We start from the raw sequence: 26,218 nt of genomic DNA, 5'->3' as shown, positions 1-26,218 counted from the left end.
TATTCAGACAATTGTTGCCTTGACGCGGTGCAGGGCGCTAAGCAGAATCGCTGATTCGTTTTCTGACCGGAATAGTTATGCAGGCATTGCTGGAACATTTTATTACCCAGTCCGTTATGTATTCGCTCATCGCGGTAACTCTGGTGGCGTTTCTCGAATCGCTGGCGCTGGTCGGGCTGATCCTGCCCGGCACCGTACTGATGGCGGGGCTTGGAGCGCTGATTGGCAGCGGTGAGGTCAATTTCTGGCAGGCGTGGCTGGCCGGTACGATCGGCTGTTTTCTGGGGGACTGGATCTCCTTCTGGCTGGGCTGGCGCTTTAAGAAGCCGCTCCACCGCTGGTCGTTTTTGAAAAAACACAAAGCGCTGCTGGATAAGACCGAGCACGCCCTGCACCAGCACAGCATGTTTACTATCCTCGTGGGGCGTTTTGTCGGGCCAACGCGTCCGCTGGTGCCGATGGTTGCCGGCATGCTGGATCTGCCCGTGGCGAAATTCGTGGTGCCGAACATCATCGGCTGCGTCTTCTGGCCGCCGTTCTACTTCCTGCCGGGGATCCTCGCGGGCGCGGCCATTGATATTCCTGACGGTATGCAAAGCGGTGAGTTTAAGTGGCTGCTGCTGGCAACGGCGGTGCTGCTCTGGCTGGCGGCCTGGCTCTGCTGGCGGCTGTGGCGCAGCGCAAAAGCCAGCGTCGATCGCCTGACGCACTATCTCCCGCGCGCTCGCCTGATGTGGCTGGCCCCGCTGACGCTGGGCGTTGCGGTGGTGGCGCTGGTGGCATTGATTCGCCATCCTCTGATGCCCGTGTACGGCGAGATCCTGTTGAAGGTGGTGAGCCGTTAGCGTGTTTTCCCTCTCCCACGGGGAGAGGGTATCAGACCGCAGAAATTCCCAGCAGTGAAGACGCCCCAGCCTTCCCGCTAAGAAGCTCTTCCGTTTTGCCATCCCAGAGTATGCGCCCCTCCGCGATCACCACCGATCGCGGCGCGATGCGCGCGGCATCCTCAATGCTGTGCGAGACCATCAGCATCGCGATCTGCTGGCGCTGGCAAACCTCCTCCACCAGCGAGAGCATCTCCTGGCGCAGGGCTGGGTCGAGCGCCGAGAAAGGTTCGTCAAGCAGCAGCAGCGGCCGTTCGCGCACCAGGCAACGCGCCAGCGCCACCCGCTGGCGCTGGCCGCCGGAGAGTTCGCCGGGCAGCCTGTCGACAAGCGCGGACAGGCCCATTTGTTCAGCGATTGCTCCCAGCTTCTGCCGCTGCGCGGTATTGAGCTTCAGCCCCGGATCCATCCCCAGCGCGATGTTCTGCCACACCGTGAGGTGATTGAACAGGTTGTTTTCCTGAAACAGCATCGACACCGGACGTTTAGCCGGAGGGGCGTGGGTAAAATCACGATTATCGATTGCTATCGATCCGCTGGCAGGCTGCAAGAAACCGGCAATTAAATTGAGCAGGGTACTTTTTCCGGCACCGCTTGGGCCAAGCACCGCAATTCGCTCACCCTGGCGAACGGAGAGGGTAAAGCGCATAGGCAGGTGCTCGTAAAGCCAGGTTACATCAGTCAGTTTTAGCATCACGCCCCGGAAATTTTTCGATAACGGTAAATAAGGCAAAGCACAGGATCAGCAGCAGCAGCGCCGTGACGGCACCGTCCTGGCTGCGGTAAGAGCCAATTTGCTGATAAAGCCAGAACGGCAGCGTGCGGAAATCTTCGTTGCCAAAGAGGGCCACTGCGCCAAAATCGCCAATCGACAGCACGCAGGCGAAGGCCAGCGCCTGGGCGAGCGGGCGCTTCAGGGCGCGTAGCTCGACCACCTTCAAACGCCGCCAGCCCGCTATCCCAAGGGACTGACACAGGACGCTATACCGGCTGTTCACATCCCGCATCGGGTTTTCCAGTACCTTAAGCGCATATGGGATAGCCATGAGGGCGTTGGTAAAGATAACGATCCCGTCGGCGCTTTCCGGCAGGCCGATGGTGCTGTTAAACAGTAAAAAGAAACCGGTCGCCAGCACGATGCCGGGCATTGCCAGAATCAGCATGCCTGTCAGCTCCAGCGCGTTTCCGGCCTTGCGGGCGTGGCGCGCATAAAGCTCGCGGCTGCTCCAGAGCAGCATCATGGTCAGGAGCACGCAGACCAGCCCGGCTGCCAGGGCGATGCGCAATGAGGTCCACGTAGCCTGCCACAGGACAGGCTGTTGCAATACCGACAGCACATTGCTATTCAGCCCATCAGCGATGACGGCCAGCAGCGGCGGGAGCAGAAGCAGGAGGGCCAGTGCGATCAGCATTACATCCGTGAGGCGGCTGTGCAGGCTGTCCTGCGGATCGCGCCAGCCGGTAATGTTATTGCTTCCTGCGGGGATCGCTTTGCTCAGACGCTGGCTCAATAACACCAGCGCCAGACAGCAAATCATCTGTACGAGGGCCAGCAGCGCGGCGCGGCCAGGATCGTAGTCGTAACTTAACGCCTGATAGATAGCCAGCTCAATCGTGGTGGCCTGCGGCCCGCCGCCGAGAGAGAGCACGGTCGCAAAGCTGGCGAAGCAGAGCATAAAGATTAGCGCGGCAACCGGGGCAATCTGGCGTCGCAGCCAGGGCCATTCGACAAAGCGGAAGAACGACCAGCCGCGCATGCCGAGCTGGGCGGCAATCTGGCGCTGCTCGCCGGGAATGTTTTCCAGGGCCTGCAAAAAGAGGCGCGTTGCCATCGGCATGTTGAAGAAAACGTGCGCCAGCAGAATGCCCTGCAGCCCGTAGGGAGAGAAGGTCCACTCCAGGCCAAGCAGGCTGAACAGGGATGCCAGCCAGCCCTGCCTGCCGTATACGCTCAGGATGCCAAACACCGCGACCAGCACGGGGAGGATCAGCGTCATGGCGCACAGGCGCAGCAGGGCCTGCCTGCCGGGGAAACGCCGCCGATACAGGGCGCGCGCGAGAAAAATTGCCGGGATCGTCGACAGCAGCGCGGAAAGAAACGCCTGCCAGAAGGAGAAGCGGATAACGTGCCAGAGATAGCCGTCGTGCCAGAGCGCGAGCAGATCGCTCTCCGGCGCGTTAAACCACAGCGCAAGGAATGCGCCCAGGCTGACCGCCACCATCAGCATGGCGGCGAGCAGCCCCGGGAGTAACCAGCCGGGGATCAGCGGCTGACGGCGCGTTGCCATTCACTTATCCATGCGGCGCGCTGGGCAGCAACCTGCTGCGGCGTAAACTCCAGCGCGGTTTGCGGTTTGTTCAGCTGCTCAAAGCCCGGCGGCAGCGCAACGTCAGTCACCGGGTACATCCAGTTGCCTGTCGGAATGGCGTTCTGGAATGCCGGTGAGACCATAAATTTCAGGAATTTTTCGGCCAGCTCCGGCTGTTTGCTGGCGGCGGTGCGCGCCGCCACTTCCACCTGCAGATAATGCCCTTCAGCAAAGTTCGCGGCAGCGTAATTGTCTTTCTTCTCGGCAATAATGTGGTAGGCCGGGGAGGTGGTGTAGCTCAGTACAAGATCGCTTTCCCCTTTCAGGAACAGGCCGTAGGCCTCGCTCCAGCCTTTGGTGACGGTCACGGTTTTTGCGGCCAGTTTCTGCCACGCTTCCGCCGTTTTATCCCCATAGACCTTTTGCATCCACAGCAGCAGGCCAAGGCCCGGGGTGCTGGTTCGCGGATCTTCATAAATCACGCGCCATTTCTGGTCGCTTTCGACCAGCTCTTTCAGGCTTTTCGGCGGGTTTTTCAGCTTGTTTTTGTCGTAGACGAAAGCAAAGTAGCCGTAATCAAAGGGAACGAAGGTGTCGTTTTTCCAGCCGCCAGGCACCTTAACGGCCTCTGCCGCAACGCCGCTTTTAGCAAACAATCGGGTTTGCGTGGCGGCTTCCAGCAGGTTGTTATCCAGCCCGAGCACCACGTCGGCTTTGCTGTTTTTTCCTTCCATGCGCAGACGGTTAAGCAGCGACACGCCATCTTCCAGCGCCACGAACTTCAGCTCGCAGCCGCAGTCGGCCTCAAAGGCTTTTTTTACCGCCGGGCCGGGGCCCCAGTCGGCGGAGAAAGAGTCATAGGTGTAAACCGTGAGCACGGGCTTGGCAAAAACAGGCAGCGCAAACAGCGCCAGCAGAGGAAGAACGTTTTTTAACACTTTGCACCTCAGGGTTGAGTGGCAAAGGATTTTGAGAGACAGCCTCAAATCCCTTCGCCGGCGTTATCCGGATCAGGTTCGACGGGTATTATCTCAGCGCACATCAGTGATGCAGCACCCCGTTGAGAACGGCGCTATTGTAATGATTTGGTGAATATTACGAAAGCGTTATGGCTCCGGCGGCGCAAACCAGGCGGATTTAAAATCAAACCAGCCCAGGGTATTCATCCGCAGGCCGCGCATGCTGCGCTGCCCCTGGATCAGCAGCCAGTGGTGGATCAGCGGTACGATCGTCTGCCCGGCCAGCAGCTCCTGACACCAGGCGGCCAGATCCATTTCTCCTGCCCGCCACCGCGCGGCGTCCTGCTGCCAGTCCCGGTTGATGCAGTGCTGAATGAGCGGCACTTCATACAGGTGAGAAAAGAGGGAGAAATCAAGCGGCAGCGTGAAGTTTGCGCTGTTGAGCCAGATATCGCTGACGACGTCACCGCGGTGCCATTCATCATAGTCCACTTCCTGTATCGCCAGCGTCACGCCCTCGGCCGCCAGCAGCTTACTCATGATCCTTGCGATAAACCGGTGCTCAATGTGATCGCGGTAGTAGCTGAGGGTGATGGTCTCAAGCCCGGCAGGTTTTTCACTGCGTACCGGCTGAGCATGGTGCCAGCGCGGGAGCAGGCCATAGGCCGGGAACCACCACGTCTGGTATTGCTCCTCTGCGTGATAAATCAGGTTAGCAGGGGCGAGAATATGGCTGATCCACTTGCGAACGTCGTGGTTTGCGCCGCGATGGCTGCGGCTATCAAAGAGCAGGTAATAACACCCCTCTTCCAGGCGACTTTCGAAAGCCTTTTCGCTTGTTGTTGGCCCTTCCAGCGTCAGGCCTGCGCTCAGCTCCTCGTTGAGATCCGGTAATACCCAGACGTTAACTTCGTCAATCAGCGCCCGATAGCCAAAATAGTCATCAAAGGCGCGGATCTTGAGCTGATTATTGTTATTGCGCGAAACGGAGTAGGGGCCCGTACCGATCGGCAGGCTGGCAAAATTGTTGAGCGATCCCCACTCGCCGGGCAGGATCATCGAGGGCACATAGCCCAGCAGCCACGGAAGCCATTTGTCCGGCTGCGACAGCTCAATGTCCAGCGTCCAGGCCGTCGGGGAGTGGATCCGCGCGATATGCGAATAGAGCGGGAGCGTGCGGGCCCGCTCCAGGGAGCCGATGACGTCCCGCATCTCCAGCTCGCGTCCGTGGTGGAAGTGGATCCCGGGGCGTAAAAAGAAGCGCCAGTGCAGCGGGGACAGCTGCTGCCAGTGGTGGGCAATATCCGCTTCCAGTTCCCCATTTTCCTCATTTATTTTCGTCAGGCCGCTGAATATCTGCCGGGCCATGTGGGTTTCAGAGCGGCGCAGCGCCGTGCCGGGCAGCAGATTTTTCATCGGACGGTAGTAGAGCACCCGCAGAATATGGCGCCCCTGGCGAAAGCTGCGCCCAAGATGCGAGACCAGCATCTGGCGCACGGCGGCCTTGTCGCCCACCAGCTGTACCAGCTGATCGATGCGGTCCTGCTCCAGCAGATCCTCCGCCCGCTGTTGCTGCAGCGCCAGCCCGGTATAGAGGAAGGTAAGGCGTGAACGCTTGCCGCGACCGGCCTCGGCCTCCCAGTTAAGCCAGCCCTGCTGCTGCATGGTATTAAGCAGCGTACGCATGTGGCGGCGAGAGCAGTTGAGGAGTTCTGCCAGCTCGTTCAGCGTGGTCTCCTGCGATTGCCCCTCGCAGCACTGCCACAGGCGGATAAATTGTTGTTGCAGACGACCAGACGGCATAAAAGAGGAACTCCTGACAAAAAATCAGCAATTTATTAATCCCTATATTAAGCCAATAATTCTTCCCGATGAAGCGAGGAGGTAAATTATGAAGAGGTCTACCGCACGTCAGTTTTATCAGCACTATTTTTCAGCGACAAAAGGAGTGTCCTGGCTGGCCCGCCAGTGCGCAGAGCAGCGGCTGAGAATACTGGAAGATCTGATGCAGTGGGACGTTACGAAACCGACCTCTTCTCGCTAACTCGCCTCGATCATGTGTGACTGAGTATTGGTGCTAATCACCCGCCAGCAAAATGTTTTTGCTGGCTTTTTTCGTTTACTATTTCACCTAATTTCGATTCGCTTTCATAAGGATTTGCGCATGCTCTGGTTGATGACGATGGGGCGACGCCTGAACGGCGTGTATGCCGCTTTTATGCTGGTGGCCTTCATGATGGGCGTAGCCGGCGCGCTTCAGGCACCGACGCTGAGCCTGTTTCTCAGCCGCGAGGTGGGGGCGCAGCCGTTTTGGGTCGGCCTGTTTTATACCGTCAACGCTATCGCCGGGATCCTGGTCAGCCTGTGGCTGGCGAAACGATCCGACAGCCGGGGCGATCGCCGCAAATTAATCCTCTTTTGCTGCGCCATGGCCGTGGGCAACGCGCTGCTTTTTGCCTTCAACCGCCACTACCTGACGCTAATCACCTGTGGCGTACTGCTTGCCTCGCTGGCCAACACCGCCATGCCGCAGCTGTTCGCGCTGGCCCGGGAATATGCCGATAACTCGGCGCGTGAAGTGGTGATGTTCAGCTCGGTGATGCGTGCCCAGCTCTCCCTCGCCTGGGTTATCGGCCCGCCGCTGGCGTTCATGCTGGCCCTGAACTATGGCTTCACCGCCATGTTTTCCATCGCGGCGGGGATTTTTGCCGTTAGCCTGGCGCTGATTGCTTTTGCGCTGCCGTCTGTTGCCCGGGTTGAGCAAACGACGGATAAACCGTTAACCCAGGTGAGCGGCTGGCAGGATAAAAACGTCCGCATGCTGTTTATTGCTTCCACGCTGATGTGGACCTGCAACACCATGTATATCATCGATATGCCGCTGTGGATCAGCAGCGATCTGGGCCTGCCGGACAAGCTCGCCGGGATCTTAATGGGGACCGCCGCCGGGCTGGAAATCCCGGCGATGATTCTGGCGGGGTATTACGTTAAGCGTTTCGGAAAGCGCCGGATGATGATTGTCGCCGTGGCGGCCGGCGTGCTGTTCTACGCGGGGCTACTCCTTTTCCATTCCCGTGAGGCGTTACTGGCGCTTCAGCTGTTTAACGCCGTTTTCATCGGGATTGTCGCCGGGATCGGCATGCTCTGGTTCCAGGATTTAATGCCCGGCCGTGCGGGCTCTGCGACCACGCTTTTTACCAACAGCATCTCGACGGGCGTCATTCTTGCGGGTGTGATTCAGGGCGCGCTGGCGCAAAGCTATGGCCACGCCTCGGTTTACTGGATGATTGCGGCGATATCCGTCGTCACGCTGGCCCTGACGTGCAGGGTTAAAGACGTCTGATTCTGGAAGGCTGCTTCACGAAATGAAATGACTTTCTGACAGGTGCGGCTAAGGAGCATAGAGTGCGTGGCGGGTGCTTGAGGCTGTTTGCCTCAGGCTTTCGCAAGAGGCAAACAGTGGAGAGTCCCACATCAAAAAAACTGATGGGGAGACCAACTTCACAACCATCATTGCGAGGTTAGTCTCTTCATTGCCGAAAAGCAATAAGGAGGCTGGAATGCCAAAACGTACTCTGCTGTTAGGTTTGTTTCTGATCTGTTCAACGCTGTTGATCTTCACCTGGATGGTACGCGACTCGCTGTGTGAGCTGCATTTCAGACAGGAGAAAACGGAGCTGGCGGCAGTGTTGGCTTACGAAGCAAAACGTTAGCGGTATTGGCGGGGATTTTCCTCGCCTCTCCAGCGTGGTTACGCCTCAACGCACCCTTATCAATGGCCCGCATGCTGCGGGCCATTGCCTTTAGCCCATAAACGCAGGCTGTTGCTTCTCGTAGGCGGAGATAGCGTCTTCGTGCTGCAGCGTCAGGCCAATGCTGTCCAGACCGTTCAGCATGCAGTGGCGACGGAAAGCGTCGATGCTGAAGCTGTAGGTCTTTTCACCTGCTTTTACCACTTCAGCTTCCAGATCCACTTCAAACGCCATGCCCGGATTCGCCTGCACCAGCGCAAACAGCTCATCCACCTGTTCGTCGCTCAGCGTCACCGGCAGCAGCTGGTTGTTGAAGCTGTTGCCGTAGAAGATATCCGCAAAGCTCGGGGCGATTACCACCTTAAAGCCGTAGTCGGTCAGTGCCCATGGCGCATGCTCACGGGATGAACCGCAGCCAAAGTTTTCCCGCGCCAGCAGAATGGATGCGCCTTCGTATTCCGGGAAGTTCAGGACGAACTCGGGGTTGGGCACTTCGCCCTTATCGTCGAGAAAACGCCAGTCGTTGAACAGGTGCGCACCAAAGCCCGTGCGGGTCACTTTCTGCAAAAACTGTTTAGGAATGATGGCGTCAGTATCGACGTTTGCGGCGTCCAGTGGGACAACCCGGCCCGTATGTTGGGTAAATTTCTCTGCCATGATTGTCTCCTTATTTCAGGCTGCGAATATCGGCGAAATGGCCGGTGACAGCCGCAGCGGCGGCCATAGCCGGGCTGACCAGATGGGTACGCCCACCGCGGCCCTGGCGGCCTTCAAAGTTACGGTTGCTGGTAGAAGCGCAGCGCTCGCCCGGATTCAGTCGGTCGTTGTTCATCGCCAGACACATGGAGCAGCCCGGCAAGCGCCACTCGAAGCCCGCTTCAATAAAGATCTTATCCAGGCCTTCCGCTTCCGCCTGAGCTTTCACCGGGCCGGAACCCGGCACTACCAGCGCCTGCACGCCCGGGGCCACTTTGCGACCTTTGGCAATCTCTGCCGCCGCGCGTAAATCTTCGATACGGGAGTTGGTGCAGGAACCGATGAACACTTTATCAATGTTTACGTCGGTCAGCGGCACGCCTGGCTTAAGCCCCATATAGGCCAGCGCTTTTTCCGCACTGGCGCGTTCGACCGGATCGGCGAAGGACGCCGGATCGGGAATGCTGTCGTTGACGGAGATCACCTGTCCCGGGTTAGTGCCCCAGGTTACCTGCGGCGCGATGTCTTCCGCCTGCAGCGTCACCACGGTATCGAAGGTGGCACCGTCGTCCGTTTTCAGGGTTTTCCAGTACTCAACGGCATCCACAAAATCTCGATCTTTAGGGGCATGCAAACGACCCTTCACGTAGCTGAAGGTGGTTTCATCTGGCGCAACCAGGCCCGCTTTGGCGCCCATTTCAATGGCCATGTTGCACAGGGTCATACGACCCTCCATGCTCAGCGCCCGGATAGCGTCACCGCAAAATTCCACAACGTGCCCGGTGCCGCCTGCGCTGCCGGTTTTGCCGATAATCGCCAGCACGATATCTTTCGCGGTGATGCCCGGCGCGGCCTTGCCCTTCACTTCAATCTTCATGGTTTTGGCGCGGCCCTGTTTCAGGGTCTGCGTCGCCAGAACGTGTTCAACTTCAGAGGTACCAATCCCGAACGCCAGGGCACCAAACGCGCCGTGCGTCGCGGTATGAGAGTCGCCGCAGACGATGGTCATGCCCGGCAGGGTAATGCCCTGCTCAGGGCCCATAACGTGGACGATGCCCTGATACGGGTGGTTTAAATCGTACAGCTCAACGCCAAACTCGTTGCAGTTCTTGATCAGTTCCTGCATCTGGATGCGCGCCATTTCGCCGGACGCGTTGATGTCTTTGGTCTGAGTGGAGACGTTGTGGTCCATCGTGGCGAAGGTTTTACCCGGCTGGCGAACCGGGCGCTTGTGCGCGCGCAGCCCGTCGAAGGCCTGAGGTGAGGTCACTTCGTGTACCAGATGACGGTCAATGTACAGCAGCGGGGTTTCGTTTGGCGCCTCGTAGACAACGTGCGCATCAAACAACTTTTCATATAACGTCTTAGCCATGTTACACCCCTTCAGCGACATAGCGGGCAATGATGTCGCCCATTTCATCAGTACTGACTGCCGCCGCACCGCGTGCTAAATCACCGGTACGGACGCCTTCTTCTAACGCACGGTTGATGGCGTTTTCTATTGCGGCTGCTGCATCGCCTGCGTCCAGGCTGTAGCGCAGCAGCAGGGCCAGAGACAAAATTTGCGCAATCGGGTTGGCAATGTTTTTACCTGCGATATCCGGCGCGGAGCCGCCCGCCGGTTCGTACAGGCCAAAGCCTTCGTCATTCAGGCTGGCCGACGGCAGCATGCCCATAGAGCCGGTGATCATCGCGCACTCGTCAGACAAAATATCGCCGAACAGGTTGGAGCAGAGCAGCACGTCAAACTGAGACGGATCCTTAATCAGCTGCATCGTCGCGTTGTCGATGTACATGTGCGATACCTCGACGTCCGGGTACTGCTTCGCGACTTCGCTGACGATCTCGCGCCACAAAATAGACGACTGGAGCACGTTCGCTTTATCGATGGACGACACTTTACGGCGGCGCTTGCGCGCAGACTCAAAAGCGATGTGGGCGATACGTTCAATTTCGAAGCGGTGATAGACCTCGGTATCAAACGCTTTTTCATGCTGGCCGCTGCCTTCGCGACCTTTAGGCTGGCCGAAATAGATGCCGCCCGTCAGCTCACGCACGCAAAGAATGTCGAAGCCGTTGGCCGCGATGTCCGCACGCAGCGGGCAAAACTCTTCCAGCCCCTGATACAGCTTCGCCGGGCGCAGGTTGCTGAACAATTTAAAATGTTTACGCAGGGGCAGCAGCGCGCCGCGCTCCGGCTGTTCTGCCGGCGGCAGGTGTTCCCACTTTGGCCCGCCCACGGAGCCGAACAGCACGGCATCGGCATTCTCGCAGCCCTCCACGGTCGCTTTTGGCAGCGGCGTACCGTGGTTATCAATCGCAATACCGCCCACGTCGTAGTGGCTGGTGGTGATTTTCATCGCAAAACGCGAACGAACGGCTTCCAGAACTTTCAGCGCCTGTGCCATCACTTCCGGGCCAATACCGTCACCCGGCAACACAGCAATATGGTAATTCTTCGACATCACACGGTTTCCTTGTTGTTCTCTTTATTCTGAGCTTTGCGTTGCAACTCTTTTTCCACTTCAGCGGCGCGCCAGATGTTGTTCAGGACATGCACCATCGCTTTCGCGGAGGATTCGACGATATCCGTTGCCAGACCCACGCCGTGGAAGCGGCGGCCGCTGTAGTTGACGACGATATCAACCTGGCCCAGGGCGTCTTTACCGTGCCCTTTAGCCGTCAGGTCGTATTTCACCAGCTCAACGTCGTACTCGGTGACACGGTTAATCGCCTGATAGATGGCGTCCACAGGGCCGTTACCGTTGGCCGCTTCCGCTTTAACTTCATCGCCGCAGGCAAGCTTGACTGAGGCGGTTGCGATATCGCTGGAGCCTGACTGTACGGTGAAGTAATCCAGGCGGAAGTGCTCTGGCTCTTCCTGCTGTTTGTTGATGAACGCCAGCGCCTCCAGGTCGTAATCGAAGACCTGGCCTTTCTTGTCGGCCAGCTTCAGGAACGCGTCGTACAGCTGATCCATGTTGTAGTCGCTTTCCTGATAGCCCATCTCTTCCATACGGTGTTTAACCGCCGCACGGCCAGAGCGTGAGGTCAGATTCAGCTGGACCTGGTTCAGGCCGATGGATTCCGGGGTCATGATTTCGTAGTTTTCACGGTTCTTCAGCACGCCGTCCTGGTGAATGCCGGACGAGTGCGCGAATGCGCCGGTGCCGACAATCGCCTTGTTAGCCGGAATAGGCATATTACAAATCTGGCTGACGGTCTGGCTGGTGCGCCAGATTTCGTGGTGATTAATGCGGGTGTGCACGTTCATGATGTCCTTGCGCACTTTAATCGCCATGATCACTTCTTCCAGCGAGCAGTTGCCCGCGCGCTCGCCGATACCGTTCATCGCACCTTCAACCTGGCGCGCACCGGCGTGAACGGCGGCGATGGCATTGCCCACCGCCAGGCCCAAATCATCATGGGTATGAACGGAGATGATGGCTTTATCGATATTCGGCACGCGGTCGTACAGGCCGGTAATGATCCTGGAGAACTCAAACGGCATGGTGTAGCCGACGGTGTCAGGAATGTTGATGGTTCTGGCACCCGCGTTAATGGCGGCTTCCACCACGCGCGCCAGATCTTCAATCGGCGTACGGCCTGCATCTTCACAGGAGAATTCGACGTCATCGGTGTAGTTGCGCGCGCGCTTGACCATGTACACCGCACGTTCAATCACTTCATCCAGCGTGCTGCGTAACTTGGTCGCAATGTGCATGGGGGAGGTGGCGATAAACGTATGGATACGGAAAGCTTCAGCGACCTTCAGCGATTCCGCGGCCACGTCGATATCTTTCTCTACGCAGCGTGCCAGGCCGCACACGCGGCTGTTCTTGATGGTGCGGGCGATGGTCTGTACTGACTCAAAATCTCCCGGCGAAGAGACGGGAAAACCCACCTCCATCACGTCCACGCCCATACGTTCGAGGGCCAGCGCAATCTGCAATTTTTCTTTAACGCTCAGGCTCGCCTGTAATGCCTGTTCACCGTCACGTAAGGTAGTATCGAAAATAACGACTTGCTGGCTCATGGGTTTGGTCCTTGTCAGTCTTAGGGCGCCTTGCTACGAGCATAAAAAAACCCGCGCAGTGGCGCGGGTTTTTAGTGTTACTGGTGACGATTCAACGCTGAATTTCGCCCGCCAGTCTACCGCGCACAGTGAATGCGTTTAGTAGTAGTAGACCGGTGAAACGAAGGGTGCGGATCATGAATCGTGCTCCAGGTAAATGCGATATGCTTTTAGTGGTACTGGATACGGCGATCCATGTCAACCCCTGCCAGTAAAATCGGTCCAAACGGCGTGCCTGAGCCTCGGCAACACATTAGCTAATTGTGCTGGTTTTTACACGGAAGGCCGATTTAATTGTCTATTATTGGACTGGAGATTCATCTCTGGAATAATTTGAATATAATTGGTAGCAATTAAACATATTGTTTATGCCGGTATGATGTGAAATGAAATGTGTTTACTTTCATTGATTTATAAGTTTAGTGAATGGGTTTCGCGTATTTAGGTTAACGATAATGATAGAAATTTGTTAACAAAATAAGGGCGCCTTGTATTAATAGTTTAATAATGCTTAAGTCATTATTAACGAGGCAGGTGATTGTTTATTTGTCTGGTTTATGTTTTCATGCCTGCACTAAAGTTTTAGATATCATTTGATCCATTTTTTATCTCTTCATTAATGGGATGCACAATCTCATCTTTTGTCGGGAGACTCTTTATATTTTCCGAATTTTAAACAATTCTCTTTCGCTTGTTGTATCTGCATGGTAAATCATATTTTTCGAAGTTATTACTGTACTTTGGCAAAGGGAATTTAGCGTGACAGTGGAGTCAGAAATGCCAGAAAATAATATTAACCAACCTCAGTCTTATGATGGGGTTAAGCCTCAGTTACGCACGGTGGATCTTAACCTGTTGACTGTTTTTGATGCAGTTATGCAGGAACAGAATATTACGCGAGCAGCACAATCTCTGGGGATGTCTCAACCTGCCGTGAGTAATGCCGTAGCCCGTCTTAAAGTGATGTTTAACGACGAGTTATTTGTGCGTTACGGAAGAGGGATTCAGCCCACCGCGCGTGCCTTCCAGCTATTCGGCTCTATCCGCCAGGCGCTACAGTTGGTCCAAAATGAGCTGCCGGGATCGGGCTTTGAACCGCTGAGCAGCGAGCGTGTCTTCCACCTTTGCGTGTGCAGCCCGTTAGACAATTATTTGACGTCTGTTATATATAATAAAGTTGAAGAAATTGCGCCAAATATTCATCTCGTTTTTAAATCATCATTAAATCAAAACACCGAACATCAGCTTCGTTATCAGGAAACGGAGTTCGTCCTGGGGTATGAGGAGTTTCGACGTCCTGAATTTTCCTGCGTTCCTTTGTTCAAAGATGAAATGGTGCTGGTTGCCAGTAAAAAACATCCACGCATGAATTCACCGCTGCGTGAAAGTGATGTTTACAGCGAACAGCATGCCGTTGTTGCCCTCGACAGATATGCCTCATTCAGTCAGCCGTGGTATGACACGGCCGATAAGCAGGCGAGCGTGGCCTATCAGGGAATGGCGATGGTAAGCGTATTAAACGTGGTCTCGCAAACGCAGCTGGTCGCGATTGCCCCGCGCTGGCTTGCGGAAGAGTTCTCTGAATCGCTGAGCCTGCAAATTCTCCCTTTGCCGCTTAAGCTTAATAGCCGTACCTGTTACCTTTCATGGCACGAAGCCGCAGGCCGGGATAAGGGACACCAGTGGATGGAAGAGCTGCTGATTAATATCTGTCGTCGATAACCCTGCGAGAATAAACCGCAAGAGGATGTGCGGTTTATTCTGTTGTTTTTCACACTTACGCTATTTTGTTCTGATGTCATTTTTTCAGAGGTTCAAAAAGGCTCAAAAATAGATGATTTCCTGATTCATCCCCTTTTTGAAAAATGAATAATCACCGCCTTCCTTCATTTCAGTTGAATTCACCATATTTGTGCCAGGCAGCTGTTTTTTCTGCTTTTAAGCCTCTTTTCCGCTTCTCGCTTGCTAATTGCCTGCCTCATAACGAGCGGTTAAGGTATCAATCACTCTGCAAATTATAAGACGGGATTACCCTGTCAGAAGACGGCGCGGAAATTGAATTCTGCAACCGTCTATAACAAAAGCCTGGAGGCGAAGCATGGAGATGTTGTCTGGCGCGGAAATGGTCGTCCGATCGCTTATCGATCAGGGCGTGAAGCAGGTGTTCGGCTACCCCGGCGGTGCGGTTCTTGATATTTATGACGCACTGCACACGGTGGGCGGGATTGATCATGTTCTGGTGCGTCATGAACAGGCTGCCGTGCACATGGCTGACGGCCTGGCGCGCGCCACGGGTGAAGTTGGGGTAGTGCTGGTCACTTCCGGCCCGGGGGCGACGAATGCCATTACCGGCATTGCGACTGCCTATATGGACTCCATTCCGCTGGTCATTCTCTCCGGACAGGTTGCGACGTCGCTGATTGGCTACGATGCATTTCAGGAGTGCGACATGGTGGGGATTTCACGCCCGGTCGTGAAGCACAGCTTCCTGGTAAAGCAGACTGAAGACATTCCTGGGGTACTGAAAAAAGCCTTCTGGCTGGCCGCCAGCGGTCGTCCCGGGCCGGTAGTGGTCGATCTGCCGAAAGACATTCTCAACCCGGCGAATAAGCTGCCGTACCTGTGGCCGGAGTCGGTCAGCATGCGCTCTTACAATCCGACGACGCAAGGGCACAAGGGCCAGATTAAGCGCGCGCTGCAAACGCTGTTGGCAGCGAAAAAACCCGTGGTTTACGTCGGGGGCGGCGCCGTTAATGCCGCCTGTGAAACGCAGCTACGCGACCTGATTGAGAAGCTTAATCTCCCTGTGGCGTCATCGCTGATGGGGCTGGGGGCATTTCCGGCTACCCACCGTCAGGCGCTGGGCATGCTGGGCATGCACGGCACCTACGAAGCCAACATGACGATGCACAATTCTGATGTGATTTTTGCCGTCGGGGTGCGTTTTGACGATCGCACCACCAATAACCTGGCGAAATACTGTCCGAACGCGACGGTGCTGCACATTGATATCGATCCTACGTCTATCTCCAAAACGGTACCGGCGGATGTGCCGATCGTGGGGGATGCCCGGCAGGTACTGGAGCAGATGCTTGATCTTCTGGCGCAAGAGACCGCGACCCAACCGCTGGATGAGATACGCGACTGGTGGCAGCAGATTGAGCAGTGGCGTAGCCGTCAGTGCCTGAACTACGACTCTCAAAGTGAGAGCATCAAGCCGCAGGCGGTGATCGAAACGATCTGGCGTCTGACCAACGGTGATGCCTATGTGACCTCAGACGTGGGCCAGCACCAGATGTTTGCTGCGCTGTATTACCCGTTTGATAAACCGCGTCGCTGGATCAACTCAGGCGGGTTGGGCACGATGGGCTTTGGCCTGCCCGCTGCGCTGGGCGTGAAGCTGGCCTTGCCGAACGAAACGGTAATTTGCGTTACGGGGGATGGCAGTATTCAGATGAATATTCAGGAGCTTTCTACCGCGCTGCAATATGAGCTGCCGGTGCTGGTGCTGAACCTGAATAACGGCTATCTCGGCATGGTGAAGCAGTGGCAGGATATGATTTATTCCGGCCGCCACTCTCAGTCTTATATGAAGTCGCTTCCGGACTTCGTGCGTCTGGCTGAAGCCTACGGCCACGTTGGCATGCGGGTAACGGAACCGTCAGAGCTGGAAGCGAAGCTCGCCGAAGCGCTTGCGCACGTTAAAAATAATCGCCTCGTTTTCATGGACGTTATCGTTGACGGCACGGAACACGTTTATCCGATGCATATTCGCGGCGGCGGCATGGATGAAATGTGGTTAAGCAAAACGGAGAGAACCTGATATGCGCCGGATATTATCTGTATTACTGGAAAATGAGTCGGGCGCACTGTCGCGCGTTATTGGCCTTTTTGCCCAGCGCGGCTATAACATTGAAAGCCTGACCGTCGCTCCGACCGATGACCCCACGCTCTCCCGGATGACCATCCAGACCGTGGGCGATGCGAAAGTGCTTGAGCAGATCGAAAAGCAGCTGCACAAGCTGGTGGATGTGTTGCGCGTCAGCGAGCTGGGGCAGGGCGCTTACGTTGAACGTGAAGTCATGCTGGTGAAAATTCAGGCCAGCGGTTACGGCCGGGAAGAGGTCAAACGCAACACGGATATCTTCCGCGGGCAGATTATTGACGTCACCCCTTCTATATATACCGTTCAGCTTGCGGGTACGAGCGATAAGCTGGACGCCTTCCTGGCGTCAGTCCGGGATGTGGCAAAGATTGTTGAAGTTGCGCGCTCTGGCGTGGTTGGCCTTTCGCGCGGCGATAAAATCATGCGTTAGTTGCGCAAAAGGTTCGCCTCTTTCAGCCCGGTCGTTAACGCCGGGCTTTTTTTTGCGTAATCCGCCGATAACGCAGACAAAAGCGGTTGCCGTGAAGGCTATTCTGCGTTTAGATGTTAAAAGATTTAACCATAACCTTGACAGGGCCATGGACTCTTTTCTTTTTTTGAGGGGCAATTGTGAAACTGGATGAAATCGCCCGGCTCGCCGGCGTGTCGAGAACCACGGCCAGCTATGTGATTAACGGTAAAGCAAAGCAGTACCGCGTCAGCGATAAGACCGTTGAAAAAGTGATGGCAGTCGTGCGTGAGCATAATTACCATCCCAATGCTGTCGCCGCAGGTTTACGTGCCGGGCGCACCCGCTCTATCGGCCTGGTGATCCCGGATCTGGAGAATACCAGCTATACCCGCATCGCCAACTATCTGGAACGTCAGGCTCGCCAGCGCGGCTATCAGCTGCTGATCGCCTGCTCTGAGGATCAGCCCGACAACGAAATGCGCTGCATTGAGCATCTGCTGCAACGTCAGGTTGATGCCATTATCGTCTCGACCTCCCTACCGCCGGAGCATCCTTTCTACCAGCGCTGGGCGAACGATCCGTTCCCGATAGTGGCGCTGGACCGGGCGCTCGACCGTGAACACTTCACAAGCGTAGTGGGTGCCGATCAGGATGATGCTGAAATGCTCGCCGCCGAGTTACGAACCTTCCCGGCTGAAACGGTGCTCTATCTCGGTGCGTTACCTGAACTTTCCGTAAGCTTCCTGCGCGAGCAGGGCTTCCGTACCGCCTGGAAAGACGATCCGCGTGAGGTTCATTATCTGTATGCCAACAGCTATGAGCGCGAAGCGGCAGCTCAGCTGTTCGAGAAGTGGCTGGAAACGCACCCGATGCCGCAAGCGTTGTTTACCACCTCGTTTGCTCTGTTGCAGGGGGTGATGGACGTTACGTTACGTCGTGACGGCAAGCTGCCATCCGACCTGGCGATTGCAACCTTCGGCGATAACGAACTGCTCGATTTCCTGCAGTGTCCGGTACTGGCCGTGGCCCAACGTCATCGCGATGTCGCCGAGCGGGTGCTGGAGATCGTTCTGGCAAGCCTTGATGAACCCCGTAAGCCGAAACCAGGGCTTACGCGTATCAAACGTAATCTCTACCGGCGCGGAATTTTAAGCCGCCATTAATATTTCCTCAGGGGCGGTGAAAACTGCCCCTTTTGCTGCGCGGTTATTGCGAAAATAATTCCCGGATAAAAATTAGGATTTATCTCTACGATTCATAGGCTGCTATTTTTTTGCCTCTATTTCGGCCTTAAAAAGAGCATTTATAAATTTTAACCGGCTTATCTTTGTATTGTTTTGTTACAAACAGGCGCCAGACGATGAATATTCAGCCGTTTTTGATCCCCCCTTCAGGCCGCAATGCTCGCGAACGAATCCATATCGCCTTGCGGTTAATCTGGTGCTGTTATCCCCGGTCAATATGCCTTAAAATGCTGCCCGCGTCGCAAACTGACACTTTATATTTCCCTGCGATGATATTGAGTGAGTCTTAACGCTCGTGTGCATATTCGGTTTTTTTCTTACAAATATTCATAACGTTAATTTTGCCTCGCCAGTTGTGTAGTTATTAACCAGGTCACTCTGCCTCTGTAAATACGGTACTTTCGGGTTCGTATAGAGAGAGTCCTGGCTTGACAAGCTTTTCCCTCGCTCCGTAAACTCCTTCAGGTGGGAATTTGTGGGTTAAAGTGGTGAGGAGGGGTGAGGCTGGCATGTTCCGTGGAGCAACGTTAGTCAATCTCGACAGCAAAGGGCGATTATCGGTACCAACCCGATACCGCGACCAGCTGATTGAGAACGCTTCGGGTCAACTGGTTTGCACCATTGACATCAACTCCCCCTGCCTGCTGCTTTACCCTTTGCCTGAATGGGAAATCATTGAGCAAAAGCTGTCGCGACTGTCGAGCATGAACCCGCAGGAACGTCGCGTGCAGCGACTGTTATTGGGACATGCCAGTGAGTGTCAGATGGATAGCGCAGGGCGATTACTGATTGCGCCCGTGCTGCGGCAACATGCCGGTCTGACCAAAGAAGTGATGCTGGTCGGGCAGTTCAACAAGTTTGAACTGTGGGACGAAACGACCTGGTATCAACAGGTCAAGGAAGATATCGACGCTGAGCAGTCTGATTCCGCAACATTATCGGAACGGCTGCAGGACTTGTCTCTATAAATATGATGGAAAATTATAAACATACAACGGTGCTGCTGGATGAGGCCGTTAACGGCCTGAATATTCGTCCGGACGGCATCTATATTGATGGCACTTTTGGTCGCGGTGGTCACTCGCGTTTAATCCTCTCTCAGCTTGGAGCGGAAGGACGCCTGCTGGCAATTGACCGCGACCCGCAGGCAATTGCCGTTGCGCAAACCATCGATGACCCTCGCTTTTCCATCGTGCATGGACCTTTTTCTGCGCTCGCGGATTACGTTGCTGAGCGCGGCCTGACCGGCAAGATCGACGGGATTCTGCTCGATCTCGGCGTCTCTTCACCACAGCTTGATGATGCTGAACGCGGCTTCTCCTTTATGCGCGATGGTCCGCTGGATATGCGTATGGATCCGACACGCGGCCAGTCTGCCGCTGAATGGTTACAAACTGCTGACGAAGCGGATATCGCCTGGGTGATCAAAACCTTCGGTGAAGAGCGCTTCGGCAAACGTATTGCCCGCGCCATCGTTGAGCGCAACCGCATTGAGCCAATGACCCGCACCAAAGAGCTGGCTGAAGTGATCGCGGCGGCAACGCCGGTGAAGGATAAGCACAAACATCCCGCGACCCGCACTTTCCAGGCGGTTCGTATCTGGGTAAACAGTGAACTGGAGGAAATAGAGCTGGCGCTAAAAAGCTCGCTCGACGTGCTGGCCCCAGGTGGGCGGTTATCCATCATCAGCTTCCATTCGCTGGAAGACCGCATCGTGAAACGCTTCATGCGTGAACAGAGCCGCGGTCCTCAGGTTCCGGCGGGGCTGCCGATGACGGAAGAACAGCTCAGGAAGCTGGGTGGCCGTCAGTTGCGAGCATTAGGCAAGTTGATGCCGGGCGAAGAAGAGGTGGCAGAGAATCCACGTGCCCGTAGTTCAGTGCTGCGTATTGCAGAGAGGACGAACGCATGATCGGCAGAGTGACAGAGACCCTAAGCAAAGTTAAGGGATCGTTAGGAAGCAACGAGCGCCATGCCTTGCCTGGCGTGATCGGCGACGATCTTTTGCGGTTTGGGAAGCTGCCACTCTGCCTGTTCATTTGCATCATTGTGACGGCAGTCATGGTGGTTACGACCGCTCACCATACCCGTTTATTAACTGCGCAGCGTGAACAGATGGTACTGGAACGCGATGCGCTGGATATTGAATGGCGAAACCTGATCCTTGAAGAGAACGCGCTCGGCGATCACAGCCGGGTTGAACGGATCGCAACGGAAAAACTGCAGTTACAGCATGTTGATCCTTCGCAGGAAAATATCGTAGTACAAAAATAAGGGAAAACGCGACGCATGAAAGCAGCGGCAAAAACGCTAAAACCAAAACGCCAGGAAGAACAGGCCAACTTTGTCAGTTGGCGTTTTGCGTTGCTTTGCGGCTGCATTTTACTGGCGCTGGGTTTCCTGCTGGGTCGCGTGGCGTGGCTACAAATTATCGCCCCTGACATGCTGGTGCGCCAGGGGGATATGCGTTCACTGCGCGTACAGGAAGTTTCTACCTCCCGCGGGATGATCACCGATCGTTCTGGCCGTCCGCTGGCGGTGAGCGTGCCGGTGAAGGCGATCTGGGCCGATCCGAAAGAGCTGCACGATGCAGGCGGGATCACCCTTGATAACCGCTGGAAGGCGCTCTCAGACGCGTTGAAAATGCCGCTGGATCAGCTGGCTTCGCGCGTTAACGCCAACCCGAAAGGGCGCTTTATCTATCTGGCGCGTCAGGTCAACCCTGACATGGCCGACTACATTAAAAAACTGAAGCTGCCGGGTATTCATCTTCGTGAAGAATCACGCCGTTACTATCCTTCCGGCGAAGTAACCGCTCACCTCATCGGCTTTACCAACGTGGATAGCCAGGGGATTGAAGGCGTTGAGAAAAGCTTCGATAAATGGCTAACAGGCCAGCCCGGCGAGCGCATTGTACGTAAAGATCGCTATGGTCGCGTCATTGAAGATATCTCTTCTACTGACAGCCAGGCCGCACACAACCTGGCCCTGAGTATTGACGAGCGCCTGCAGGCGCTGGTTTACCGCGAGCTGAACAACGCCGTGGCCTTTAACAAGGCGGAATCCGGCAGCGCCGTGCTGGTGGATGTCAGTACCGGCGAAGTGCTGGCGATGGCCAACAGCCCTTCCTATAACCCGAACAACTTTACCGGCACCGCAAAAGACGCGATGCGTAACCGGGCGATCACCGACGTGTTTGAACCCGGCTCCACGGTAAAATCTATGGTGGTGATGACTGCGCTTCAGCGCGGCATCGTCAATGAAAGTACCGTTCTGAATACGATTCCTTACCGCATTAACGGCCATGAAATCAAAGACGTGGCCCGTTACAGCGAACTGACCCTGACCGGGGTCTTACAGAAGTCGAGTAACGTCGGTGTTTCAAAGCTGGCGTTAGCGATGCCGTCCTCAGCGTTAGTAGAAACTTACTCACGTTTTGGGCTGGGAAAGGCGACCAATTTGGGGTTGGTCGGAGAACGCAGTGGCTTATATCCTCAAAAACAACGGTGGTCTGACATAGAGAGGGCCACCTTCTCTTTCGGCTACGGGCTAATGGTAACCCCGTTACAGTTAGCGCGAGTCTACGCAACGATCGGCAGCTATGGCATTTATCGCCCGCTGTCGATTACCAAAGTTGATCCACCGGTTCCTGGCGAGCGTATTTTCCCGGAATCTATCGTTCGTACCGTCGTGCATATGATGGAAAGCGTCGCGCTGCCTGGCGGTGGCGGTGTGAAGGCCGCGATTAAAGGCTATCGTATCGCCATTAAAACCGGTACAGCGAAGAAAGTGGGGCCGGATGGCCGCTATATCAACAAATACATTGCCTATACCGCGGGCGTTGCGCCTGCAAGCAATCCGCGTTTTGCGCTGGTGGTCGTTATCAACGATCCACAGGCGGGTAAATACTACGGCGGCGCCGTTTCCGCGCCTGTGTTCGGGGCTATCATGGGCGGCGTATTGCGCACCATGAACATTGAACCAGATGCGCTGGCGACGGGCGAAAAAAGTGAATTTGTAATTAATCAAGGCGAGGGAACAGGTGGCAGATCGTAATTTGCGCGACCTTCTTGCTCCGTGGGTGCCTATGCTACCTGCGCGAGCACTGCGAGAGATGGTACTGGACAGCCGCGTAGCGGCTGCTGGGGATCTTTTTGTCGCGGTGGTTGGTCATCAGGCGGACGGGCGTCGTTATATCCCGCAGGCGATTGCGCAAGGTGTTGCTGCCATTATTGCTGAGGCTAAAGATGAGGCAACAGACGGTGAGATCCGTGAAATGCACGGCGTACCGGTCATCTATCTCAGCCAGTTGAACGAGCGTCTCTCCGCGCTGGCAGGGCGTTTTTACAACGAACCTTCCGACCAGCTACGGCTGGTTGGCGTAACCGGGACCAACGGGAAAACCACCACCACTCAGCTGATGGCGCAGTGGGCGCAGCTGCTGGGTGAAACCGGAGCCGTGATGGGTACCGTAGGTAATGGTCTGCTGGGCAAGGTCAGCCCAACGGAAAATACCACCGGCTCTGCGGTTGACGTGCAGCACGTGCTGGCGGGCCTTGCAGAGCAGGGGGCGACCTTTGCGGCGATGGAAGTATCTTCCCACGGTCTGGTACAGCATCGCGTGGCGGCCCTAAAGTTTGCTGCCTCCGTATTCACTAACCTGAGCCGCGATCACCTCGATTATCACGGTGATATGGAGCACTACGAAGCGGCGAAATGGCTGCTTTATTCCACACACCACCACGGACAGGCGATCATCAACGCCGATGACGAAGTCGGTCGCCGCTGGCTGGAAAAGCTGCCGGATGCGGTGGCGGTGTCGATGGAAGAGCGCATTAACCCGAACTGCCATGGCCGCTGGCTGAAGGCGGTCGAGGTGAACTACCACGACCGCGGCGCGACGATCCGCTTTGCTTCCACCTGGGGCGAAGGTGAAATTGAAAGCCGTCTTATGGGTGCCTTTAACGTCAGCAACCTGCTGCTGGCGCTGGCGACGCTGCTGGCGCTGGGTTACCCAATGGCGGATCTGCTCAAAACCGCTGAGCGCCTGCAGCCGGTCTGTGGCCGTATGGAAGTGTTCAGCGCGCCGGGCAAGCCGACGGTGGTGGTGGATTATGCCCACACGCCGGATGCGCTGGAAAAAGCGCTGGAAGCGGCGCGTCTGCACTGCGCCGGGAAGCTCTGGTGCGTGTTTGGTTGCGGCGGCGATCGCGATAAGGGCAAACGTCCGCTGATGGGCGCGATTGCCGAGCAGTTTGCGGATATTCCGGTCGTGACCGATGACAACCCGCGCACCGAAGAGCCTCGTGCCATTATCAACGACATACTGGCGGGAATGCTGGATGCAGGCCGCGCTCGCGTGGTGGAAGGCCGTGCAGAAGCCGTGACTAACGCCATTATGCAGGCGCAGGAGAACGATGTGGTGCTGCTGGCGGGTAAAGGTCATGAAGATTATCAGATAGTTGGCAATCGTCGTCTGGATTATTCCGACCGCGTGACGGCAGCGCGTCTGCTGGGGGTAGTGGCATGATTAGCATTACGTTAAGCCAGGCCGCTGCGGTATTGCAGGGGGCGCTGCATGGTAACGATCTGACCGTTGACGCCGTGACCACGGACACCCGTAAAGTGACGGCGGGCTGCCTGTTTGTGGCGCTGAAGGGCGAGCGTTTTGACGCCCACGATTTTGCGCAACAGGCCAAAGAGAACGGCGCGGGCGCGCTGCTGGTCAGCCGCAAGCTTGATATCGATCTGCCGCAGGTTGTCGTTAAAGATACGCGCCTGGCGTTCGGCGAACTGGCAGCATGGGTTCGCCAGCAGGTACCGACCCGCGTAGTGGCGCTCACCGGCTCATCGGGCAAAACCTCCGTTAAAGAGATGACGGCGGCGATCCTTAGCCAGTGCGGTAACACCCTCTATACGGCGGGCAACCTCAATAACGACATCGGCGTGCCGATGACCTTACTCCGCCTGACCAACGAGCATGAATATGCGGTGATTGAGTTAGGGGCAAACCATCAGGGCGAAATCGCCTGGACCGTGAGCCTGACTCGCCCGGAAGCGGCGCTGGTCAATAACCTGGCGGCCGCACACCTCGAAGGTTTCGGCTCGCTGGAAGGCGTGGCGAAAGCGAAAGGCGAGATCTATACCGGCCTGCCGGATGACGGCATCGCCATTATGAATGCCGATAACAACGACTGGCTGAACTGGCAGAGCATCATTGGTTCACGCAAAACCTGGCGCTTCTCACCGAATGCGGCAAACAGCGATTTTACGGCGACCAATATTCACGTGACGTCACGTGGTACCGAGTTCACCCTCGTTACCCCAACGGGCGGCATTGACGTGCTGCTGCCGTTGCCGGGTCGCCATAACATCGCCAATGCGCTTGCTGCGGCAGCGCTCTCAATGGCGGTTGGTGCACCGCACGATGCCATTAAAAACGGGCTTGCGAACCTGAAGGCCGTGCCGGGGCGTCTGTTCCCAATCCCGCTGGCGGAAAACAAGCTGCTGCTGGACGACTCGTACAACGCCAACGTCGGCTCGATGACCGCGGCCGTGCAGGTGCTTTCAGAGATGCCGGGCTATCGGGTGATGGTTGTGGGCGATATGGCCGAGCTGGGTGATGAAAGCGAAGCCTGCCATATTCAGGTTGGCGAAGCGGCGAAAGCTGCCGGGCTTGACCGCGTATTGAGCGCGGGCACGCTGAGCAAGGCCATCTCTGATGCCAGTGAAGTTGGCGAACATTATGCCGATAAAGCTTCACTGATCGAACGCCTCAAGGCATTGATTGCAGAAAAACAGATTGTGACTGTGTTAGTTAAAGGTTCACGTAGTGCCGCCATGGAAGAGGTTGTGCACGCTTTACAGGAGAACGGGACATGTTAGTTTGGCTGGCCGAACATTTGGTCAAATATTATTCAGGCTTTAACGTCTTTTCCTACCTGACGTTTCGCGCCATCGTCAGCCTGCTGACCGCGCTGTTCATCTCACTGTGGATGGGCCCGCGCATGATCGCCCGTCTGCAAAAACTCTCTTTCGGCCAGGTTGTACGCAACGACGGTCCGGAATCACATTTCAGCAAGCGCGGAACGCCGACGATGGGTGGGATCATGATCCTGACGGCAATCGTGGTGTCCGTACTCCTGTGGGCTTATCCGTCTAACCCGTACGTCTGGTGCGTACTGACGGTTCTGGTTGGCTACGGGATCATCGGTTTTGTCGATGATTATCGCAAGGTCGTGCGTAAAGATACGAAGGGCCTGATTGCCCGCTGGAAGTATTTCTGGATGTCGGTGATTGCGCTGGGCGTGGCCTTCGCGCTGTATCTGGCAGGAAAAGATACGCCAGCCACCGAGCTGGTGGTGCCGTTCTTCAAGGACGTGATGCCGCAGCTGGGGCTGTTCTACATCCTGCTGGCCTATTTTGTCATTGTCGGCACCGGTAACGCCGTTAACCTGACGGATGGTCTTGACGGCCTGGCCATCATGCCAACCGTCTTTGTCGCGGGTGGATTCGCGCTGGTGGCGTGGGCGACCGGTAACATGAACTTTGCTAACTATCTGCACATTCCTTATCTGCGTCACGCGGGTGAGCTGGTGATCGTCTGTACGGCGATTGTCGGCGCGGGTCTGGGCTTCCTGTGGTTTAACACCTATCCGGCGCAGGTCTTTATGGGCGATGTCGGCTCGCTGGCGCTGGGTGGCGCGCTGGGCATTATCGCCGTGCTGCTGCGTCAGGAGTTCCTGCTGGTGATCATGGGTGGCGTGTTTGTGGTTGAGACCCTGTCAGTGATTTTGCAGGTCGGTTCCTTCAAGCTGCGCGGACAGCGCATCTTCCGAATGGCGCCGATTCACCATCACTATGAACTGAAAGGCTGGCCGGAGCCGCGCGTTATTGTGCGCTTCTGGATTATTTCGCTGATGCTGGTGCTGATTGGCCTGGCAACGCTGAAGGTACGTTAAT

24 protein-coding genes and 1 riboswitch are annotated in these 26,218 nt (G+C 56.1%); of the genes, 15 read left to right on the top strand and 9 right to left on the bottom strand.

Annotated elements, in window-relative coordinates; all coding sequences use genetic code 11:
- The first annotated feature begins 77 nt into the window (after nt 1–77).
- Nucleotides 78–845, top strand: coding sequence for a DedA family protein (locus OWK27_RS12720; RefSeq protein WP_267590501.1), 768 nt, complete (start codon nt 78–80; stop codon nt 843–845).
- A 31-nt stretch (nt 846–876) separates the two neighbouring features.
- On the opposite strand, the gene thiQ is transcribed toward OWK27_RS12720, so the two are convergent.
- The 4 genes from thiQ to sgrR form a co-directional block, all read right to left on the bottom strand.
- Complete coding sequence (gene thiQ, locus OWK27_RS12715) at nt 877–1,578, bottom strand: thiamine ABC transporter ATP-binding protein ThiQ (RefSeq protein WP_193354746.1); 702 nt, start codon at nt 1,576–1,578, stop codon at nt 877–879.
- On the bottom strand, nt 1,562–3,172 hold the full coding sequence (thiP, locus tag OWK27_RS12710) for a thiamine/thiamine pyrophosphate ABC transporter permease ThiP (protein ID WP_267590500.1): 1,611 nt from the start codon (nt 3,170–3,172) through the stop codon (nt 1,562–1,564). The genes thiQ and thiP overlap by 17 nt, the downstream gene beginning before the upstream one ends.
- Nucleotides 3,148–4,131, bottom strand: a complete 984-nt coding sequence (thiB, locus tag OWK27_RS12705; protein WP_252004689.1) for a thiamine ABC transporter substrate binding subunit — start codon at nt 4,129–4,131, stop codon at nt 3,148–3,150. Before thiB ends, thiP begins: the two co-directional genes overlap by 25 nt.
- 31 nt (nt 4,132–4,162) lie before the next feature.
- A riboswitch (TPP riboswitch) is annotated at nt 4,163–4,263 on the bottom strand.
- A 36-nt stretch (nt 4,264–4,299) separates the two neighbouring features.
- Entirely contained in the window at nt 4,300–5,955 is a 1,656-nt protein-coding gene (gene sgrR, locus OWK27_RS12700; protein WP_148420065.1) for an HTH-type transcriptional regulator SgrR, read from the bottom strand.
- A gap of 88 nt (nt 5,956–6,043) precedes the next feature.
- Between sgrR and sgrT the strand changes: the two genes are divergently transcribed.
- From sgrT to OWK27_RS12685, 3 genes are all read left to right on the top strand, one after another.
- Nucleotides 6,044–6,196 carry a glucose uptake inhibitor SgrT gene (sgrT, locus tag OWK27_RS12695; protein WP_003856388.1) on the top strand — a complete coding sequence of 51 codons (153 nt, stop codon included), beginning with the start codon at nt 6,044–6,046 and terminating at the stop codon, nt 6,194–6,196.
- Nucleotides 6,197–6,316: 120 nt separating this feature from the next.
- Nucleotides 6,317–7,495, top strand: coding sequence for a sugar efflux transporter (locus OWK27_RS12690; protein ID WP_176608716.1), 1,179 nt, complete (start codon nt 6,317–6,319; stop codon nt 7,493–7,495).
- Between the two features lie 217 nt (nt 7,496–7,712).
- Nucleotides 7,713–7,865, top strand: coding sequence for a Hok/Gef family protein (locus OWK27_RS12685; RefSeq protein ID WP_063867447.1), 153 nt, complete (start codon nt 7,713–7,715; stop codon nt 7,863–7,865).
- Nucleotides 7,866–7,955: 90 nt separating this feature from the next.
- On the opposite strand, the gene leuD is transcribed toward OWK27_RS12685, so the two are convergent.
- The 5 genes from leuD to leuL form a co-directional block, all read right to left on the bottom strand.
- Nucleotides 7,956–8,561 carry a 3-isopropylmalate dehydratase small subunit gene (gene leuD, locus OWK27_RS12680; protein ID WP_176608715.1) on the bottom strand — a complete coding sequence of 202 codons (606 nt, stop codon included), beginning with the start codon at nt 8,559–8,561 and terminating at the stop codon, nt 7,956–7,958.
- 10 nt (nt 8,562–8,571) lie between these two features.
- Nucleotides 8,572–9,972, bottom strand: coding sequence for a 3-isopropylmalate dehydratase large subunit (leuC, locus tag OWK27_RS12675; protein ID WP_148420067.1), 1,401 nt, complete (start codon nt 9,970–9,972; stop codon nt 8,572–8,574).
- 1 nt (nt 9,973) lies between these two features.
- A complete protein-coding gene (leuB, locus tag OWK27_RS12670) occupies nt 9,974–11,065 on the bottom strand; it encodes a 3-isopropylmalate dehydrogenase (RefSeq protein WP_242173626.1) in 1,092 nt (363 codons plus the stop codon).
- Complete coding sequence (leuA, locus tag OWK27_RS12665; protein ID WP_148420069.1) at nt 11,065–12,636, bottom strand: 2-isopropylmalate synthase; 1,572 nt, start codon at nt 12,634–12,636, stop codon at nt 11,065–11,067. The genes leuB and leuA overlap by 1 nt, the downstream gene beginning before the upstream one ends.
- Before the next feature lie 91 nt (nt 12,637–12,727).
- The gene (gene leuL, locus OWK27_RS24365; protein WP_148420167.1) at nt 12,728–12,814 is read right to left on the bottom strand and encodes a leu operon leader peptide; all 87 of its coding nucleotides are present in this window, start codon (nt 12,812–12,814) and stop codon (nt 12,728–12,730) included.
- Nucleotides 12,815–13,452: 638 nt separating this feature from the next.
- Here leuL and leuO point away from each other — a divergent pair.
- The 11 genes from leuO to mraY all read left to right on the top strand — a co-directional run bounded on the left by leuO (nt 13,453) and on the right by mraY (nt 26,217).
- Complete coding sequence (gene leuO, locus OWK27_RS12660) at nt 13,453–14,397, top strand: transcriptional regulator LeuO (protein ID WP_176608711.1); 945 nt, start codon at nt 13,453–13,455, stop codon at nt 14,395–14,397.
- 376 nt (nt 14,398–14,773) lie between these two features.
- Nucleotides 14,774–16,498 carry an acetolactate synthase 3 large subunit gene (gene ilvI, locus OWK27_RS12655; RefSeq protein ID WP_267590499.1) on the top strand — a complete coding sequence of 575 codons (1,725 nt, stop codon included), beginning with the start codon at nt 14,774–14,776 and terminating at the stop codon, nt 16,496–16,498.
- A 1-nt stretch (nt 16,499) separates the two neighbouring features.
- Nucleotides 16,500–16,991 carry an acetolactate synthase small subunit gene (ilvN, locus tag OWK27_RS12650; RefSeq protein WP_003856371.1) on the top strand — a complete coding sequence of 164 codons (492 nt, stop codon included), beginning with the start codon at nt 16,500–16,502 and terminating at the stop codon, nt 16,989–16,991.
- Between the two features lie 179 nt (nt 16,992–17,170).
- The gene (gene cra / locus OWK27_RS12645; RefSeq protein ID WP_013095565.1) at nt 17,171–18,175 is read left to right on the top strand and encodes a catabolite repressor/activator; all 1,005 of its coding nucleotides are present in this window, start codon (nt 17,171–17,173) and stop codon (nt 18,173–18,175) included.
- A 590-nt stretch (nt 18,176–18,765) separates the two neighbouring features.
- Nucleotides 18,766–19,224 (top strand): division/cell wall cluster transcriptional repressor MraZ, encoded by a 459-nt coding sequence (mraZ, locus tag OWK27_RS12640; protein ID WP_014830641.1) that lies wholly within the window; start codon nt 18,766–18,768, stop codon nt 19,222–19,224.
- 2 nt (nt 19,225–19,226) lie between these two features.
- Nucleotides 19,227–20,168, top strand: coding sequence for a 16S rRNA (cytosine(1402)-N(4))-methyltransferase RsmH (gene rsmH, locus OWK27_RS12635; RefSeq protein WP_013095568.1), 942 nt, complete (start codon nt 19,227–19,229; stop codon nt 20,166–20,168).
- Nucleotides 20,165–20,530, top strand: coding sequence for a cell division protein FtsL (gene ftsL, locus OWK27_RS12630; RefSeq protein WP_148385983.1), 366 nt, complete (start codon nt 20,165–20,167; stop codon nt 20,528–20,530). The genes rsmH and ftsL overlap by 4 nt, the downstream gene beginning before the upstream one ends.
- A gap of 15 nt (nt 20,531–20,545) precedes the next feature.
- Nucleotides 20,546–22,312, top strand: a complete 1,767-nt coding sequence (locus OWK27_RS12625) for a peptidoglycan glycosyltransferase FtsI (protein ID WP_267590498.1) — start codon at nt 20,546–20,548, stop codon at nt 22,310–22,312.
- Nucleotides 22,299–23,786, top strand: coding sequence for a UDP-N-acetylmuramoyl-L-alanyl-D-glutamate--2,6-diaminopimelate ligase (gene murE / locus OWK27_RS12620; RefSeq protein WP_148420074.1), 1,488 nt, complete (start codon nt 22,299–22,301; stop codon nt 23,784–23,786). Before OWK27_RS12625 ends, murE begins: the two co-directional genes overlap by 14 nt.
- Complete coding sequence (gene murF / locus OWK27_RS12615) at nt 23,783–25,141, top strand: UDP-N-acetylmuramoyl-tripeptide--D-alanyl-D-alanine ligase (protein WP_267590497.1); 1,359 nt, start codon at nt 23,783–23,785, stop codon at nt 25,139–25,141. Before murE ends, murF begins: the two co-directional genes overlap by 4 nt.
- A complete protein-coding gene (mraY, locus tag OWK27_RS12610; protein ID WP_003856353.1) occupies nt 25,135–26,217 on the top strand; it encodes a phospho-N-acetylmuramoyl-pentapeptide-transferase in 1,083 nt (360 codons plus the stop codon). Before murF ends, mraY begins: the two co-directional genes overlap by 7 nt.
- Nucleotide 26,218 lies beyond the last annotated feature (1 nt).

Source organism: Enterobacter cloacae complex sp. 2022EL-00788, from assembly GCF_026627565.1.
GTDB classification, from domain to species: Bacteria; Pseudomonadota; Gammaproteobacteria; order Enterobacterales; family Enterobacteriaceae; genus Enterobacter; species Enterobacter pasteurii.
The sequence above is the reverse complement of the archived record's forward strand: the minus strand, read 5'-3'. Positions and strand labels throughout refer to the sequence as shown.

Bases quoted from the DNA above. Each gene is read 5' to 3' on its own strand.
- leuC (WP_148420067.1), bottom strand. From the start codon at position 9,972: ATGGCTAAGACGTTATATGAAAAGTTGTTTGATGCGCACGTTGTCTAC.
- thiP (WP_267590500.1), bottom strand. From the start codon at position 3,172: ATGGCAACGCGCCGTCAGCCGCTGATCCCCGGCTGGTTACTCCCGGGG.
- leuB (WP_242173626.1), bottom strand. From the start codon at position 11,065: ATGTCGAAGAATTACCATATTGCTGTGTTGCCGGGTGACGGTATTGGC.
- ftsL (WP_148385983.1), top strand. From the start codon at position 20,165: ATGATCGGCAGAGTGACAGAGACCCTAAGCAAAGTTAAGGGATCGTTA.
- OWK27_RS12685 (WP_063867447.1), top strand. From the start codon at position 7,713: ATGCCAAAACGTACTCTGCTGTTAGGTTTGTTTCTGATCTGTTCAACG.
- leuO (WP_176608711.1), top strand. From the start codon at position 13,453: ATGCCAGAAAATAATATTAACCAACCTCAGTCTTATGATGGGGTTAAG.
- rsmH (WP_013095568.1), top strand. From the start codon at position 19,227: ATGATGGAAAATTATAAACATACAACGGTGCTGCTGGATGAGGCCGTT.
- mraZ (WP_014830641.1), top strand. From the start codon at position 18,766: ATGTTCCGTGGAGCAACGTTAGTCAATCTCGACAGCAAAGGGCGATTA.
- mraY (WP_003856353.1), top strand. From the start codon at position 25,135: ATGTTAGTTTGGCTGGCCGAACATTTGGTCAAATATTATTCAGGCTTT.
- OWK27_RS12720 (WP_267590501.1), top strand. From the start codon at position 78: ATGCAGGCATTGCTGGAACATTTTATTACCCAGTCCGTTATGTATTCG.
- leuA (WP_148420069.1), bottom strand. From the start codon at position 12,636: ATGAGCCAGCAAGTCGTTATTTTCGATACTACCTTACGTGACGGTGAA.
- murF (WP_267590497.1), top strand. From the start codon at position 23,783: ATGATTAGCATTACGTTAAGCCAGGCCGCTGCGGTATTGCAGGGGGCG.
- OWK27_RS12690 (WP_176608716.1), top strand. From the start codon at position 6,317: ATGCTCTGGTTGATGACGATGGGGCGACGCCTGAACGGCGTGTATGCC.
- sgrT (WP_003856388.1), top strand. From the start codon at position 6,044: ATGAAGAGGTCTACCGCACGTCAGTTTTATCAGCACTATTTTTCAGCG.
- ilvI (WP_267590499.1), top strand. From the start codon at position 14,774: ATGGAGATGTTGTCTGGCGCGGAAATGGTCGTCCGATCGCTTATCGAT.
- ilvN (WP_003856371.1), top strand. From the start codon at position 16,500: ATGCGCCGGATATTATCTGTATTACTGGAAAATGAGTCGGGCGCACTG.
- leuD (WP_176608715.1), bottom strand. From the start codon at position 8,561: ATGGCAGAGAAATTTACCCAACATACGGGCCGGGTTGTCCCACTGGAC.
- leuL (WP_148420167.1), bottom strand. From the start codon at position 12,814: ATGATCCGCACCCTTCGTTTCACCGGTCTACTACTACTAAACGCATTC.
- OWK27_RS12625 (WP_267590498.1), top strand. From the start codon at position 20,546: ATGAAAGCAGCGGCAAAAACGCTAAAACCAAAACGCCAGGAAGAACAG.
- thiQ (WP_193354746.1), bottom strand. From the start codon at position 1,578: ATGCTAAAACTGACTGATGTAACCTGGCTTTACGAGCACCTGCCTATG.
- sgrR (WP_148420065.1), bottom strand. From the start codon at position 5,955: ATGCCGTCTGGTCGTCTGCAACAACAATTTATCCGCCTGTGGCAGTGC.